Source organism: Shewanella sp. 4t3-1-2LB, assembly GCF_017368415.1.
Lineage (GTDB): Bacteria > Pseudomonadota > Gammaproteobacteria > Enterobacterales > Shewanellaceae > Shewanella > Shewanella fodinae.
Map to the genome: position 1 here is coordinate 41,432 of NZ_JAFNJD010000029.1, position 14,262 is coordinate 55,693.

At 49.4% G+C, this 14,262-nt stretch carries 13 protein-coding genes, 2 tRNA genes and 1 rRNA gene; 8 read left to right on the forward strand and 8 right to left on the reverse strand.

Features of this window, described 5'->3' with window-relative positions:
* Positions 1-28 precede the first annotated feature (28 nt).
* The 4 genes from J3L11_RS11835 to J3L11_RS11850 all read left to right on the forward strand — a co-directional run bounded on the left by J3L11_RS11835 (position 29) and on the right by J3L11_RS11850 (position 5,589).
* Positions 29-454: a hypothetical protein gene (locus J3L11_RS11835; protein ID WP_133038968.1), complete on the forward strand. Its 426-nt coding sequence runs from the start codon at positions 29-31 to the stop codon at positions 452-454.
* A gap of 110 nt (positions 455-564) precedes the next feature.
* Positions 565-900 carry a heavy metal-binding domain-containing protein gene (locus tag J3L11_RS11840; protein WP_133038969.1) on the forward strand — a complete coding sequence of 112 codons (336 nt, stop codon included), beginning with the start codon at positions 565-567 and terminating at the stop codon, positions 898-900.
* Between the two features lie 26 nt (positions 901-926).
* Positions 927-2,468: an efflux RND transporter periplasmic adaptor subunit gene (locus tag J3L11_RS11845; protein WP_207571114.1), complete on the forward strand. Its 1,542-nt coding sequence runs from the start codon at positions 927-929 to the stop codon at positions 2,466-2,468.
* Complete coding sequence (locus J3L11_RS11850; RefSeq protein WP_207571115.1) at positions 2,449-5,589, forward strand: efflux RND transporter permease subunit; 3,141 nt, start codon at positions 2,449-2,451, stop codon at positions 5,587-5,589. The genes J3L11_RS11845 and J3L11_RS11850 overlap by 20 nt, the downstream gene beginning before the upstream one ends.
* Positions 5,590-5,640: 51 nt before the next feature.
* Here J3L11_RS11850 and gpsA read toward each other — a convergent pair whose 3' ends face one another.
* The 3 genes from gpsA to J3L11_RS11865 all read right to left on the reverse strand — a co-directional run bounded on the left by gpsA (position 5,641) and on the right by J3L11_RS11865 (position 7,738).
* On the reverse strand, positions 5,641-6,657 hold the full coding sequence (gene gpsA, locus J3L11_RS11855; RefSeq protein WP_207571116.1) for an NAD(P)H-dependent glycerol-3-phosphate dehydrogenase: 1,017 nt from the start codon (positions 6,655-6,657) through the stop codon (positions 5,641-5,643).
* Positions 6,658-6,662: 5 nt separating this feature from the next.
* Positions 6,663-7,145, reverse strand: a complete 483-nt coding sequence (gene secB, locus J3L11_RS11860; protein WP_207571117.1) for a protein-export chaperone SecB — start codon at positions 7,143-7,145, stop codon at positions 6,663-6,665.
* Between the two features lie 158 nt (positions 7,146-7,303).
* Positions 7,304-7,738, reverse strand: a complete 435-nt coding sequence (locus tag J3L11_RS11865) for a rhodanese-like domain-containing protein (protein ID WP_133038974.1) — start codon at positions 7,736-7,738, stop codon at positions 7,304-7,306.
* Between the two features lie 227 nt (positions 7,739-7,965).
* Here J3L11_RS11865 and gpmM point away from each other — a divergent pair, with 227 nt between their 5' ends.
* From gpmM to J3L11_RS11885, 4 genes are read left to right on the forward strand one after another with little or no spacing between them, the layout of a single operon-like run.
* Positions 7,966-9,507, forward strand: coding sequence for a 2,3-bisphosphoglycerate-independent phosphoglycerate mutase (gpmM, locus tag J3L11_RS11870; RefSeq protein ID WP_207571118.1), 1,542 nt, complete (start codon positions 7,966-7,968; stop codon positions 9,505-9,507).
* A 10-nt stretch (positions 9,508-9,517) separates the two neighbouring features.
* Positions 9,518-10,654: a peptidoglycan DD-metalloendopeptidase family protein gene (locus J3L11_RS11875; protein ID WP_207571119.1), complete on the forward strand. Its 1,137-nt coding sequence runs from the start codon at positions 9,518-9,520 to the stop codon at positions 10,652-10,654.
* A gap of 36 nt (positions 10,655-10,690) precedes the next feature.
* On the forward strand, positions 10,691-11,899 hold the full coding sequence (locus J3L11_RS11880; protein WP_207571120.1) for a S41 family peptidase: 1,209 nt from the start codon (positions 10,691-10,693) through the stop codon (positions 11,897-11,899).
* 11 nt (positions 11,900-11,910) lie between these two features.
* Positions 11,911-12,666, forward strand: a complete 756-nt coding sequence (locus J3L11_RS11885) for a divergent polysaccharide deacetylase family protein (protein ID WP_207571121.1) — start codon at positions 11,911-11,913, stop codon at positions 12,664-12,666.
* Positions 12,667-12,679: 13 nt separating this feature from the next.
* On the opposite strand, the gene J3L11_RS11890 is transcribed toward J3L11_RS11885, so the two are convergent.
* The 5 genes from J3L11_RS11890 to J3L11_RS11910 all read right to left on the reverse strand — a co-directional run bounded on the left by J3L11_RS11890 (position 12,680) and on the right by J3L11_RS11910 (position 14,116).
* Positions 12,680-13,132, reverse strand: coding sequence for an Rrf2 family transcriptional regulator (locus J3L11_RS11890; RefSeq protein WP_133038979.1), 453 nt, complete (start codon positions 13,130-13,132; stop codon positions 12,680-12,682).
* Positions 13,133-13,148: 16 nt separating this feature from the next.
* Positions 13,149-13,403 (reverse strand): YkgJ family cysteine cluster protein, encoded by a 255-nt coding sequence (locus J3L11_RS11895; protein ID WP_189618980.1) that lies wholly within the window; start codon positions 13,401-13,403, stop codon positions 13,149-13,151.
* 353 nt (positions 13,404-13,756) lie between these two features.
* Positions 13,757-13,833, reverse strand: a tRNA-Asp gene (locus J3L11_RS11900).
* A 55-nt stretch (positions 13,834-13,888) separates the two neighbouring features.
* Positions 13,889-14,004: ribosomal RNA gene (rrf, locus tag J3L11_RS11905) — 5S ribosomal RNA — on the reverse strand.
* 36 nt (positions 14,005-14,040) lie between these two features.
* Positions 14,041-14,116 (reverse strand) — tRNA-Val (locus tag J3L11_RS11910).
* Positions 14,117-14,262: the final 146 nt, after the last annotated feature.

A 14,262-nucleotide genomic window follows, 5' to 3' on the forward strand; every position in this document is an offset into this window, starting at 1 on the left:
TTAGACGATCATTATTTTGGGGAATCTTATGCAATTGGTTCGTCGTCATATGGGGTTGATACTGACCTTGCTCGCATTTGTCGGGCAGGGACTGCTATCTAACGACCATTGGATGATCCCTGTTGCAAAAGCAGATTCCGCAATGATGATGTCGGCAACCGGTCATCACCAAATGGCCGCATCTATGGATTGTCATCCTCAACAGACCACAGCTCCCCAATGTTGTGATGGGCATAATGTTGCAAAAGTGCTTCCCAACGCTGCAACCCATCACTGCTGTGACGGCAATGGATTCTGCAAAGGGGGCCACTGTCTGGTGATATCTGTAGCAGGCACACTATTGGCTGCCGTTTCCTGGCCGACAGCCAAACAGCCTGAAGTTGCCGTTGCAACGCCGATGCCTCATTTCCGCTCTGTTGATATTAATCCCAGCTTCAAACCACCTATTGCGTAACTGCTACGGCACACGTGTGCCTGAAATCTACTAAAACACAAGCTGAATTAATTTTTTGGGTTGCTCACTGACATATTAACGCTCAGTGCGGCCCGCTTATGGAGTGACATATGAAATCTGTAATTACCCTATTTTTTGCTGTGCTATTGAGTTTGGGTCTGACCGGTTACAGCTACGCTGCTGATACCCAACACCAGCATGCAACTGCTAATACTGCAGAAGTTTATCATTGCCCGATGCATCCTGAAGTCACCGGTCACAAAGGCGACTCCTGCCCCAAATGCGGCATGAAACTGGTTAAGGCTAAAGTCGATGCCGTGGTTTACCACTGTCCGATGCATCCTGAAGTCACTGGCCACAAAGGCGACTCCTGCCCTAAATGCGGCATGAAACTGGTACCGGCTGAAACACCAAGCGAAGACAGCATGCATATGCATCAGCACTAATCATACAGCAGGTGGAGATGAGGCATATGAGCAACAACAACCGTCGTAACCTAGCCTGTATCCTGAGCTTGATGCTGGCTACAGGCTCGCAATGGAGCCTGCAAGCACAGGCGGTGACTGATGAACATCAGGAACATCAGCACCAAGCCAGTGCAACCGCCCAAGGAGAATATTATTGTCCGATGCATCCGCAAGAACGCAGTGATAAACCAGGTCGTTGCCCAATTTGTGGTATGTTTCTGGTAAAGGATGAAGCCACTGAGCCAGAGCAGTCGCCTACATCCGTCAACGCGACAAACTCCGCTGAACAGTCCGCTACGCAACCAGCAATGGATATGTCCGGCAATAAGTCAATGACAACTAAACAAGCTGCCAATACCCAAAAAGTATTCAGCAATGCTGACAGTACCCAGGGAACACATGGCGGCACTATTAAATATGTTTGCCCAATGCACCCCCAGATCGTCAGCGATACTCCCGGTACCTGTCCCATCTGTGGCATGACGCTGGAAAAAGTAGAAATGGGAGCCCACCAGGATACCGTGAAGGTCGATGTTTCTGGGCAAATGCAGCAAGCGCTGGCACTGAAAGTGGCCAAGGCTCAGCGGCAAACCATGTGGCGTTTTGTCGATACGGTAGGTGAAGTCGGTTATGACGAAAGTCAGATCACCCACATACATTCCCGCGTCAATGGCTGGGTCGAAAATCTCTCGGTACAAGCGGCAGGCGATGAGATAAAACAAGGTCAACTACTTTACGAAATCTACTCGCCGGATCTGGTCAATGCACAGGATGACTTTCTGTTAGCCCAAGATACGCTGAAACGTTCTGGTAACAGTGAACGTTACCAAGAACTGCTGCGCAAAGCCGGGTTGCGCCTTGAATTGCTGGGGCTGAATCAAGAGCAGATAAAACAACTGGCTAAAACCGGTAAGACCTTATATCGAGTCCCCTTTTATGCAGAATCCAGCGGCTACGTGAAAACGCTGGACATTCGTGATGGCATGTATCTGCAACCCGCAACCGAGATACTGTCGATGGTGGATCTCAACAAGGTATGGGTAATAGCGGATGTGTTCGAGAATGAGCAAAGCTGGCTGGCGGTAGGACAACCAGCAGAGGTTAGTGTTCCCGCCATGGGTATTAAGGGATTACAAGGCAAAATCGACTACATCTATCCAGAGTTGGACCCGGTTACCCGTAGTTTACGGGTTCGGGTAGTGTTATCCAATAAAGGCTCACACCTGCGACCCAACACCCTTGCCAAGGTTTCGCTGTTCGGGGGTGCCAACGAAAATGCTTTGGTGATCCCACAAGAAGCACTGATCCAAACCGGCAAAGAGAACCGCGTCATCGTTAAAGCTGCCGATAACAGCTTTGTTGCCCGTCGTGTTGATGTCGGCATGATGAGCCGAGGCATGGTACAGATCCTCAACGGCCTCAGTGATGGTGAAAATGTGGTGATCTCTGGGCAATTCCTGCTGGATTCAGAAGCCAGCCTGAAAGGCAGCTTGATGCGTTTGAGCAGCCAACATCAGGAGGCACACAATGCTGAAGACCATCATTGATGCGGCCATCCGCCAGCGGGTGATGGTCCTTATCATTGCGCTGATAGTGGCAGCACTGGGTGTTCATGCCCTACAAAAGACCCCTTTGGATGCGTTGCCGGACTTGTCTGATGTGCAGGTGATCATCAAGACTGCATATCCTGGGCAAGCCCCAAAATTGGTGGAAGAGCAAATCACTTATCCACTATCCACCGCCATGTTGGCAGTGCCTGGCGCCAAAACCGTCCGCGGTTACTCCATGTTTGGTGATTCCTATGTCTATGTGATTTTCGAAGATGGCACCGATATCTACTGGGCTCGTTCTCGGGTACTGGAATACCTAAGCCAGATCAGCAGCAGACTGCCGGAAGGTGTACAACCGTCGTTAGGGCCTGATGCCTCCGGCGTTGGCTGGATTTTTGAATATGCATTAGTGGACAAAAGCGGCAAATTTGATCTTTCACAGCTCAAGAGCCTACAAGATTGGTACTTGAAACTCGAGTTGCAGAGCGTGCCTGGGGTATCTGAAGTTGCCACCGTTGGCGGCATGGAACAAACCTATCAGATAGTGTTGGACCCAGATAAATTGGCGATATACAAACTGGATATCGCCAGCGTGAAATCGGCGATTAACAAGGCCAACAGCGAAGTGGGTGGCTCGGTAGTAGAGATGGCGGAGGCCGAGTACATGGTTCGCGCCAAGGGCTACCGCCAAACCTTACAAGATTTTGGTGAAATTCCGCTGGGGGTTACCAGTCCATCTGGCACCCCACTATTGCTTCGCGATATTGCCACGATTCGCAAAGGCCCGGCGGCTCGCCGTGGTATTGCTGAACTCAATGGCGAAGGCGAAACCGTGGGCGGCATCATTGTGATGCGTTACGGCGAAAATGCGTTGGCAACCATAAAAGCGGTTAAGGCAAAACTGGAACAGTTAAAAGCGGGTCTGCCCGCAGGAGTGGAGATAGTACCGACTTACGATCGTTCCCATTTGATCCAGAGTTCCGTCGACAATCTGGTTCACAAAGTGATTGAGGAAATGGTTGTGGTCAGTTTGGTGTGTCTGCTATTTCTGCTGCATGCCCGCTCCACATTAGTAGCCATTATCACCCTGCCAATGTCTATCCTGATGGCGTTCATTGTGATGAGCCATATGGGCGTTAATGCCAATATCATGAGCCTAGGGGGTATCGCTATCGCCATTGGCGCGGTGGTGGACGGGGCAATCGTGATGATTGAAAACATGCACAAGCACTTGGAACATTTCCGACATGAGCATGAGCGAGGGCCACAAGGAAATGAGCACTGGCAAATTGTGGCTGAAGCATCCAAAGAGGTAGGGCCGGCGCTGTTCTTCTCACTGTTGATTATTACATTGAGTTTCCTGCCAGTCTTTGCCTTGGAAGATCAAGAAGGCCGCTTGTTTACACCCTTGGCTTACACCAAGACATTTGCGATGGCGTCTGCGGCAATACTGTCAATCACGGTGGTGCCGGTGCTGATGGGACTGTTCATCCGAGGGAAAATTCCCTCGGAAACCGCCAACCCTATCAGCCGGGTGCTAATAGCCGGATACAAACCGTTGCTGACGCTGGTACTGCGCTTTCCGAAAACCACCATTTTGGCCGCATTAATCGCATTGGCCAGTGCTTGGTATCCCGCCAGCCATATGGGCAGTGAATTTATGCCAGATCTGGAGGAGGGTGATCTGCTGTATATGCCAACCACACTACCTGGCATCAGTGCAGGCAAAGCGTCAGAACTGCTGCAGCAAACAGACCGCCTGATAAAAACGGTGCCCGAGGTTAAACGGGTATTTGGCAAAGTAGGCCGAGCTGAAACCGCAACTGACCCAGCACCGCTGACTATGCTGGAAACCACTATTATGCTGAAACCCAAAGATGAGTGGCGTCCAGGCATAAAGCTGGATGACATCATTGAGCAACTGCAGAAAACGGTAAAAGTGCCGGGATTAACTAACGCTTGGGTTCAGCCCATTAAAACCCGTATAGACATGTTGTCTACTGGCATTAAAACCCCGGTCGGGATCAAGATCACCGGCGATGACGTTGAAGAGTTACAGCGTATTGGGGCGCAGATAGAAGCCTTGTTATCACAACAGCCCCATACCCGTTCAGCCTATGCCGAACGTGTGGGTGGTGGCCGTTATATCGACATTACGCCCAAGTTGGATGTGGCATCACGTTACGGTATGACGCTGAGCGATATTCAGGATGTAGTGCGCTATGCCATTGGCGGTGCCGATGTTGGTGAGTCAGTGCAGGGCGCAGAGCGCTACCCGATCAATCTGCGTTATCCACGAGATCTGCGTGATAACATCGAAAAGTTGCGGGACTTGCCGGTGATCACAAAATCCGGCAACTATCTACCACTACGCAATCTGGCCGATATTGAAATCACTGACGGCGCACCAATGCTCAAAAGTGAAAATGGCCGCCTGATCTCCTGGGTTTTTGTGGATATCAAGGGCACTTCCATCGGTGAGTACATTGCGGCAGTAAAACCAATCCTCGCCAGTCAGGTGCAACTACCGCCACGCTACAGTTACAGTTTTGCCGGACAATATGAGTACATGCAGCGTGTGGCCGATAAGTTGGAGCAGGTTATCCCAATGGCATTGGCGGTGATCTTCATCCTGCTAATGCTGACCTTTAATTCAGCGCTGCAGGCCAGCATGATTATGTTGTCGCTGCCATTTGCGCTGGTAGGCAGTGCTTGGGTACTGTACGCACTGAATTACAACATGTCTGTCGCAGTGGCGGTGGGAATGATCGCATTGGCAGGTGTCGCTGCAGAATTTGGAGTGGTGATGTTGGTGTACCTCGATAATGCCATTAAGCATCGCCAGCAACACAATATGTATCACAGCGTCAGCGACCTAAAGGCTGCCTTGATAGAAGGTGCCGTCATGCGTGTTCGCCCGAAAGCCATGACAGTAGCGACCATCTTCTTTGGATTGTTGCCCATCATGTGGGGAGCTGGCGCAGGTAATGATGTGATGCAGAAAATTGCCGCCCCGATGGTCGGCGGGATGATCACGGCACCGCTGCTATCATTGTTTGTGTTGCCAGCGTTATACCTGCTGTTATATCGCCGAAAATTACAAAAAAGCGCTGATTGAGTGCTGTCAGACAATAAAAAGGATGCCTTGAGCATCCTTTTTATTGTGCTGTTACTCACCAGGCGTCTCTGATTTTTTCTCACGAGCCAGTAATTCTTTAGCGGCATCTAATGGTGATTTGCCCTGATACAAGACTTGGTAAATCTGTTCAGTAATCGGCATTTCCACGCCTAATCGTTGCGCTAATGTGTAGACTTCCTTGGTATTGCGATAGCCTTCAACTACTTGACCAATCTGCTGCTGCGCGGAGTCTACATCACAACCCTGCCCTAGCGCCAAGCCAAAACGCCGATTGCGGGATTGATTGTCAGTGCAGGTCAACACCAAGTCGCCCAGGCCTGCCATTCCCATAAAAGTATCGCTTTTAGCGCCCAGCGCACAGCCAAGACGAGTTAACTCCACCAAACCTCGAGTGATCAGCGCTGTACGTGCATTGGCACCAAAACCTATACCGTCAGACATACCGGCACCGATGGCAATCACATTTTTTACCGCACCACCAAGCTGCAGGCCGATAAAATCATCATTGGCATATACACGCAAACTTTTTGGGCTGTGCAACAACTCCACCAAATCAGCAGTGAAGTTAGCATCGGTCCCCGCAATCGAAATGGCCGTTGGCAGCCCCGCCGCCAACTCTTTGGCAAAAGTGGGACCAGACAGTACCGCTAGCGGGTATTCATCACCAAGCACATCTCGGGCAACGTCCTTCAATAATCTGCCAGTGTGCGGTTCCAAGCCTTTGGTCGCCCAGACAATACGCGCATCTTGCCGCAATAATGGTTTGGCAGTTCGCAGCACGTCTGCAAACACATGGCTAGGCACCACCAACAGGATGTTGCGAGATGCCGCTAATGCCTTGCCAAGATCCGCTTCCATGACCAGTTGCGCTGGGAAATGGATACCTGGCAAAAACTCTTCGTTGCTACGGGCAGCAGTTAATCTTGCAACATGCTCGGGTTCATGGCCCCAAAGCACGGTCTTATGGCCATTACTGGCAAGAGAAATGGCCAGCGCAGTCCCATAGGAACCTGCGCCAAGCACTGTGATATCTGCAGTATCAGCCATCAGTATCAAGCGTCAGCAGTTTCAGTCGATGGGGCGTTATCGGCTTGACGAGACTGCACGTACTGGGCAAATAGCGCGTCAAAGTTAACCGGAGCCAAATTCAACTGTGGGAATGTGCCACGAGAAACCAGGCTGGAAACCGCTTCGCGCGCATAAGGGAATAGTACGTTCGGGCAAAAAGCCCCCAAGGAGTGAGCCATCTGTGGCTCGGTCAGACCGGAAATAGTGAAAATACCCGCCTGCTGAACTTCACACAAAAACGCTGTTTCTTCGCCATTTTGCGCAGTGACTGTCAATGACAGGATCACTTCATAAACATCATCTGCCAGCTTAGCGCTGCGAGTATCCAGATCCAATTTCACTTCAGGGGCCCACTCTTTCTGGAACACCGCTGGACTGTTAGGTGTTTCAAAAGAAACATCCTTGATATATACGCGTTGAATGTTGAACTGTGGGGCTTGTTGTTCGTTATTTGCTACTTCAGCCATAATGCTACCTATCCAATTGGTCCCGGCTTTCTTGAGCCGTTGTTATTACGGAAGACGGTGTTAAAGATACCGAGAAACGGCCACCATCCTTTGATTAGCCGCTCCGGGTTTGCCGGAACAGCGCTGGACGCCAGCCGCCATACGGCCACCGACAAAAATTAACGTTTGCTTTTCGACACTGGCAGGTTAGCAGATTGCCACTCACCCATTCCGCCTTTAAGGCTGAATACCTGTTCGAAACCTTGCTTCACCAACAATTCCCCAGCTTGCGCTGAAGTCATCCCAGCATTGCATACCAGTATAATGGGTTTGTCCTTAAGCTTTTCAAGGTGAGTGTTGGTATTATTTTTAATTTCTGCCATCGGAATGTTAACGGCGTTAACAATATGTCCACGGCGAAAATCCTCTTTCGAGCGCACATCCACCATCTGCGCATCCTGCTTATTGACCATTAGCACGGCTTCTTGGGGGTTTACATGTTTAACTTTGGATACAGCGCCTTTAAACCAAGTAACCAGCAGCGCGATAAATAATCCCACCCATGCCATGCTCAAAATCGGATGGGCTTTGAAAAATTCGATATATTCCTGCATGTTTATGACAGCCTGTGTTGTTATTGGGCAGCTAAGAACCAGCGCAGAGTATACCCATAGCCAATGTAGATTGCAGCTGTTTAAGCCGCAGAATAGCGGTCTGACTTACAGAGCAATGCGACTAAAGCTATCAGGACAATCGCTTGCAGATGACTTTTTTATATTGTCAGGTCTGTAGTACCATGCTGGCAGTTTATATACAGTTTTTGATTTTAACGGGTATCCACATGAAGACGATTAAAGGACCACTGGCGTTATTGATCCTTGATGGCTGGGGTTATTCAGAACAAACTCGCAGCAATGCTATCCACCATGCGCGAACCCCCGTGCTAGACAAGTTAAACGCCGAGTATGCGCACAGTTTGATTTCCGGCTCAGGTATTGATGTGGGGCTGCCGGAAGGACAGATGGGCAATTCTGAAGTTGGCCACATCAACATCGGTTCCGGTCGTATCGTTTATCAAGAACTGACCCGCATCAGTAACGCGATTGATGATGGTGAATTTTTTACAAATCCAGCACTGGTGCAAGCAATAGATGATGCCATTCAGGCCAACGGTGCAGTGCACATTATGGGATTGCTGTCGCCAGGCGGAGTACATAGTCATGAGGAGCATATCGAGGCTATGTGTCGCATGGCGGTGCGGCGAGGAGCCAAGCAGGTGTATCTGCATGCTTTCCTTGATGGCCGCGATACGCCGCCACGCAGCGCCCGCCCCAGTCTGGCACATTTTGAGCAGTTATTTACCGAACTGGGCGTTGGTCGCGTCGCCTCTGTTATTGGCCGTTACTATGCCATGGACAGAGACAATCGCTGGGACCGTGTGGCACAGGCCTATCAGTTAATCACCGATGGCAAAGGCAAATATACAGCTGACACCGCTGTTGCAGCGTTGGACGCGGCCTATGAACGTGATGAAAATGACGAATTTGTCGCAGCTACCGCTATCACGGCAGCGGGAAAGACCGCCGCATTACATGACGGCGATGCGCTGATTTTTATGAATTTCCGAGCCGACCGTGCGCGACAGTTAACCCGGGCCTTTATCAACCCAGATTTTGATGGCTTCCAACGACAGCGCGTATGCCAATTGCATTTTGTCACACTGACAGAATATGCCGCTGATATCAAAGCGCCGATCGCTTTCCCTAAGGAAGAACTGGTCAATACCCTTGGTGAAACCCTGCAGACACTGGGGATGCGCCAGTTACGTATTTCCGAGACAGAAAAATACGCCCACGTCACTTTCTTTTTCAATGGTGGGCTGGAGCGCCCCTTTGACGGAGAAGATCGTATTTTGATCAACTCCCCCAAAGTGGCGACCTATGATCTGCAACCGGAGATGAGTTCTACAGAATTAACCGACAAGCTGGTTGAAGCCATTGAATCAACTCAATATGATGTCATCATCTGCAATTATCCCAACGGTGATATGGTAGGCCACACCGGCAACTTTGATGCTGCAGTCAAAGCCTGTGAAGCGGTAGATGCCTGTCTGGGACGTGTGGTAGCCGCGCTACAGCACGTGGGCGGAGAATGCATTATCACCGCAGACCATGGCAATGCTGAAAAGATGGTAGACGAGATCACGGGTCAGCCGCATACAGCACACACCAGTGACTTAGTGCCGTTTATCTATATGGGACGTAAAGCCCGTATCGACGAGGGTGGTCGTTTAAGTGATATCGCACCGACCATATTAACATTACTGGGACAGAAAATTCCGGCGGAGATGACCGGTCATCCATTGATCCATACAGAAGAGTAAATACAGACTGGTGCATAAGCATGTCATAGCCAAAGCCAGCATTATTGCTGGCTTTCTTATATTCAGCCACTCGCTGCTGGCGTCAGATCTGGAGCGTAGGCAATCGGAACTGAAGCAAATTCAGCAGCAGATTGCTGCCCAGCAAAACGCACTTAAAGATAGCAGTAAGCAACGTGAACAGTTGCTGGCATTGCTCAAACAAGACGAACAGGCGATTGGCACAGCCGCTCGGCAAGTGACAGAGACCGAATCACGTTTAGCTGACAGCCAGAAAAAACTGATGGCGTTGGACCAGCGCGCTGTTGAGCTGGATAAATTACAAAAGGGTCAGCAACAGACGCTTGCCAAACAGCTGAAAAGTGCTTTTCTTGCTGGCAATCACGACTACAGCAAAATGCTGTTACATCAGGAAGATCCCACCACTGTAGAACGTATGCTGGCTTATTATGAGTTTCTCAATAAGGCGCGAATGGATGCGATTAACCAGTTGAAAAAGACACGTGAAGAGTTAGTTAGCGTACAGCAGCAGCAACAGCAGGAGAATGAGCAGCTCAATCAACTGGCAATGAAACAACGCGCCCAGTCAGCACAACTGAAACAAGAGCAGCAACAACGACAAAATACCTTGAGTGAACTGCAGCGAGTCATCAACAGTAAGGCTTCCGGTTTGGAGCAGTTACAGATAGAAGAAGCCTCGCTGAAACGGGTGGTTGAAGCAGCCATGAAGGCGATGCGTGATACACCATCAATGAGCGGATTAGATCAACTGAGCGGTAAGCTATCTTGGCCAACCAAAGGCAGCTTGAAAAGCAGTTTCGGTAGTCGTCGTTCCGGCAACGTTAACTGGAAAGGTGTGATAATTGGTGCCGCTGAAGGTCAAGCCATCAACGCCATTGCCCCTGGCAAAGTAATTTACGCCGACTGGCTCCGCGGTTTTGGTTTACTGCTGGTGATTGACCATGGCAAAGGTTTTATGAGTCTCTACGGCCACGCGCAGGCACTGCTGAAAGACGTTGGTGACACAGTTCATGCAGGAGATGCTATTGCACTGGTCGGACGCTCAGGAGGTCAAGCCGAACCTGGCCTATACTTTGAAATACGTCACAAGGGGGAAGCCGTCGATCCGGCGCAATACTGTCGCCGCTGACCCACATAATTTCACACAACCTATCAGGAGCTGCATATGACCAGACTGATGCGCTATGTGCTCATCCTGACGACCGGCATTGTGATAGGGATATCGCTGAGTGTTGCCAGCTATAGCCCCCAAAATCCACGTCACACAACTGCAGCCGGCGACTTGATATTGCTGCGTGAAGTCATTGATACCGTCGAAACCTACTATGTTGATCAACTAAACCATGAGCAACTGGTCAACGCAGCAATTGGCGGCATCTTTAACATGCTCGACAGTCATTCTGCCTTTCTGAATGTTGAGCAAGCCAATGATATGCAAAGCAGCAATCGAGGTGAATATTATGGTTTCGGTTTTGAGCTAGCGGCAAATAAACAAGCGCTCATTATTCAAACCGCATTCCCTGACTCCCCAACTGCAACAGCGGGGCTGCAAACAGGAGATAAAGTCCTCGCCTGTAACCAACAAGCAGTCAACGGGAACAATCAGCAACAAATTCTGGAGCAGATAAAACTTGCAGCGCAACAAAAGCAACCGATCACTTTACAAATGGCACGCGGTCAAACTACGTTTGAGGTTGCTATTAAGCCTGCCAGCATCCGCTTGCATTCCGTTCAAGCAAAATTACTCGCCGATAATATTGGTTACTTACGCATTACTCATTTCCAACAAGATACTGCTCGAGATGTCCAACGCTGGCTGCAGCTCTGGCAGCAACTCAAAATAAGCGGATTGGTGCTGGACCTGCGGGACAATCCCGGTGGTTTGCTGGAACAAGCTGTGGCTATTGCCGATATGTTTCTTGACCAAGGGATAATAGTGGCGACACAAGGACGATACATAAATGCTAACGAAGTTTTCTATGCTTCCGCTGGTACACAGATATCAAAGGTACCCGTAGTCATCATTATCAACAAAGGCTCCGCATCAGCGGCTGAGATCCTCACCGCAGCACTACATGATCACCAGCTCGCGACAGTTGTTGGTGAGACCAGCTTTGGCAAAGGCACGGTGCAAAGCTTAATCCCAAATCTTTATGATCGTGGCTCCATGATTAAACTGACTACCGCCCGATACACTACACCTAATGGTAAAATGCTTGACACTCAGGGGATAGAACCTGATATAAAAGTCACATTACAAGACGGTGATGATTCACTGACGATGGCAACCAATATCGCTAGAGCCGGCTATCCTGTAAAACAGGATCAGCAGTTCAATGCCGCCATCAGTTGGATTGAAACCCACAACCAATAAATAAAATCTACGTGCGCCTATTGCTTTTGTGCCTGCTGCTCACTTGCAGCACCCAACTAATGGCCGCCAAGTTGGCGATTATTATGGATGATATTGGCTACCGCCATACCGATGTGGCGGCGCTGTCGTTGCCCGCAGATGTCACTTTTTCTGTGTTACCCCATACCCCACTTGGGGCACGTTTAGCCACAGCAGCTCATGCCAAAGGCCATGAGATCATGGTGCATTTACCTATGCAAGCACTGAATGGCAAAACAATGGGGCCAGGCGGACTCGACAATCAACTAAGCGAAAGCGAATTTAAACAACGGGTGGAGGATGCCATCAGTAGTGTTCCCTTTGCCAAGGGTAGCAATAATCATATGGGGAGCCTGCTTACACAATTAGATCAACCAATGAGTTGGTTAATGTCGGTGCTTAAACAACAGGATCTTTACTTTGTTGACAGTATCACGACCCGTTACACCAAAGCCGGCGAAGAAGCTGATGCTTACAGAGTGCCTTTGCTGCGTCGTCAAGTGTTCCTAGATAATCAGACTTCGACATCCGCCTTGACACAACAACTGCAGCAAGCGGTTCATCTAGCAAAAACCGAAGGACAGGTCGTGCTGATTGCGCATCCCTATCCAGAAACAATCTCATTTCTCAAAACACAGCTAAAGAAATTATCAACTGAAGGAATACAACTCGTCCGGGCATCCAGCTTGCTACCATTACAAATGGCACAAAAAACTGAGATGCCAGAAGAAAATAAAGAACGGCTATGAACAGAAAGGAGGATTAGTCCTCAAGCTCAAGCAAGGTGAACTCAGGCAACAGTGCCGCTAGCTCATCACGGTTTGTCACAATATCAGCTAAGGTATATTGATCCAATACCGCCAGATAGGCCTTCACCGCTCGGCCAAGAATCCCCTGCAGCTTACAGGCAGGAGCAAAACGGCAGTATGGTTTACCACAATCAATAGGTGCTAACGAATGTTCCAGCGAACGTACCAACTGCCCGATATTAATCGCCTCGGGAGCCATCCCTAAACGAAAACCACCACATTTACCACGAACAGTCTGTAGATACCCCAGCTTACCTAGATGATGCACAATCTTAGAAACATGGTTAGAGGACAGATCAAAAACATCCGTGATTTCAGCGATTCGGAATAGACTTTCCCGATTAGGCTGCATCGCAAGATACATCAGAGTGCGCACGCCGAAATCGGTATAACGTGTTAATTGCATGACTCACCCTACACAGTTAAGAACAAGTTTGCTGTTCAAGATTAGTTAACAGCCATAGTGCCTGGTCACGGCTATCACCGCAAACATCCGTCGAAGCCTGAAACCGGCTGCAAACATCCGGACGTTCTGGCTTACCAAACAAACGACATAAATTGCGCTGATCCAGATGAACACATCGCACGCCAGCAGGCTTACCATTTGGCATTCCTGGTATCGCACTGGTGATTGATGGTGCAATACAGCATGCACCACACCCTAATCGGCAATCCACTTGAGCACTACCTTAATTCAGTTGAAGGCATTATAGCGCCTTTAAGTTGGTGGATAACTATGTAAGTCACAGTGTTGTTATATAACATACGCCAATAACTCATCTGATTTGTAACAGAGTTTTTTGACACTGAAAGCATTAACGTTATATAAAAATCCGCAAATGTATGATTTTGCCACAAACCGCAGCATACAGGACTAGAAAATCTTGTTATTAACCCAAAATGACCTTTAAAGGCAATCGGCAGCGGTTTTGATTATTTAGGTATGGTTTGTAACTGGAAAATAGGCATGCTGAAAATAGAAAGGATAAAAAGCAAAAGGCCTCGTCTGTTGACGAGGCCTTGCTATTAGTGGCGGGATGGACGGGACTCGAACCCGCGACCCCCGGCGTGACAGGCCGGTATTCTAACCAACTGAACTACCACCCCACTGGGCCGAAGCCCAATTCTTACTATCAGACGCTACGCATCTGACAAAATAGGCGCTTGGCGATGACCTACTCTCGCATGGGGAGACCCCACACTACCATCGGCGCGATTGTGTTTCACTTCTGAGTTCGGGATGGAGTCAGGTGGTACCACAATGCTATTGTCACCAAGCAAATTCGTTAATTCGGAAAGCTGTTGCTTTGATAATGGTGGTCGCTACTGGGTTCGAACCAGTGACCCCCTGCTTGTAAGGCAGGTGCTCTCCCAGCTGAGCTAAGCGACCTTATATTGTCTGTAGTAGTTGGTTCTCTTACTTCAACCAAGTCTTGCAATTCTTTCAAGGGACGACCTCCAGGGATGGAGGAAGTGCTAGAAAATGTGGTGACCTACAAGGATGTAGGAAATACTTTAAATGCTTGGAGCATTTTA

What these genes read in the sequence shown, in the direction of transcription:
- J3L11_RS11835 (WP_133038968.1), top strand. Translation starts at nt 29, where the DNA reads ATGCAATTGGTTCGTCGTCATATGGGGTTGATACTGACCTTGCTCGCA.
- J3L11_RS11840 (WP_133038969.1), top strand. Translation starts at nt 565, where the DNA reads ATGAAATCTGTAATTACCCTATTTTTTGCTGTGCTATTGAGTTTGGGT.
- J3L11_RS11845 (WP_207571114.1), top strand. Translation starts at nt 927, where the DNA reads ATGAGCAACAACAACCGTCGTAACCTAGCCTGTATCCTGAGCTTGATG.
- J3L11_RS11850 (WP_207571115.1), top strand. Translation starts at nt 2,449, where the DNA reads ATGCTGAAGACCATCATTGATGCGGCCATCCGCCAGCGGGTGATGGTC.
- gpsA (WP_207571116.1), bottom strand. Translation starts at nt 6,657, where the DNA reads ATGGCTGATACTGCAGATATCACAGTGCTTGGCGCAGGTTCCTATGGG.
- secB (WP_207571117.1), bottom strand. Translation starts at nt 7,145, where the DNA reads ATGGCTGAAGTAGCAAATAACGAACAACAAGCCCCACAGTTCAACATT.
- J3L11_RS11865 (WP_133038974.1), bottom strand. Translation starts at nt 7,738, where the DNA reads ATGCAGGAATATATCGAATTTTTCAAAGCCCATCCGATTTTGAGCATG.
- gpmM (WP_207571118.1), top strand. Translation starts at nt 7,966, where the DNA reads ATGAAGACGATTAAAGGACCACTGGCGTTATTGATCCTTGATGGCTGG.
- J3L11_RS11880 (WP_207571120.1), top strand. Translation starts at nt 10,691, where the DNA reads ATGACCAGACTGATGCGCTATGTGCTCATCCTGACGACCGGCATTGTG.
- J3L11_RS11890 (WP_133038979.1), bottom strand. Translation starts at nt 13,132, where the DNA reads ATGCAATTAACACGTTATACCGATTTCGGCGTGCGCACTCTGATGTAT.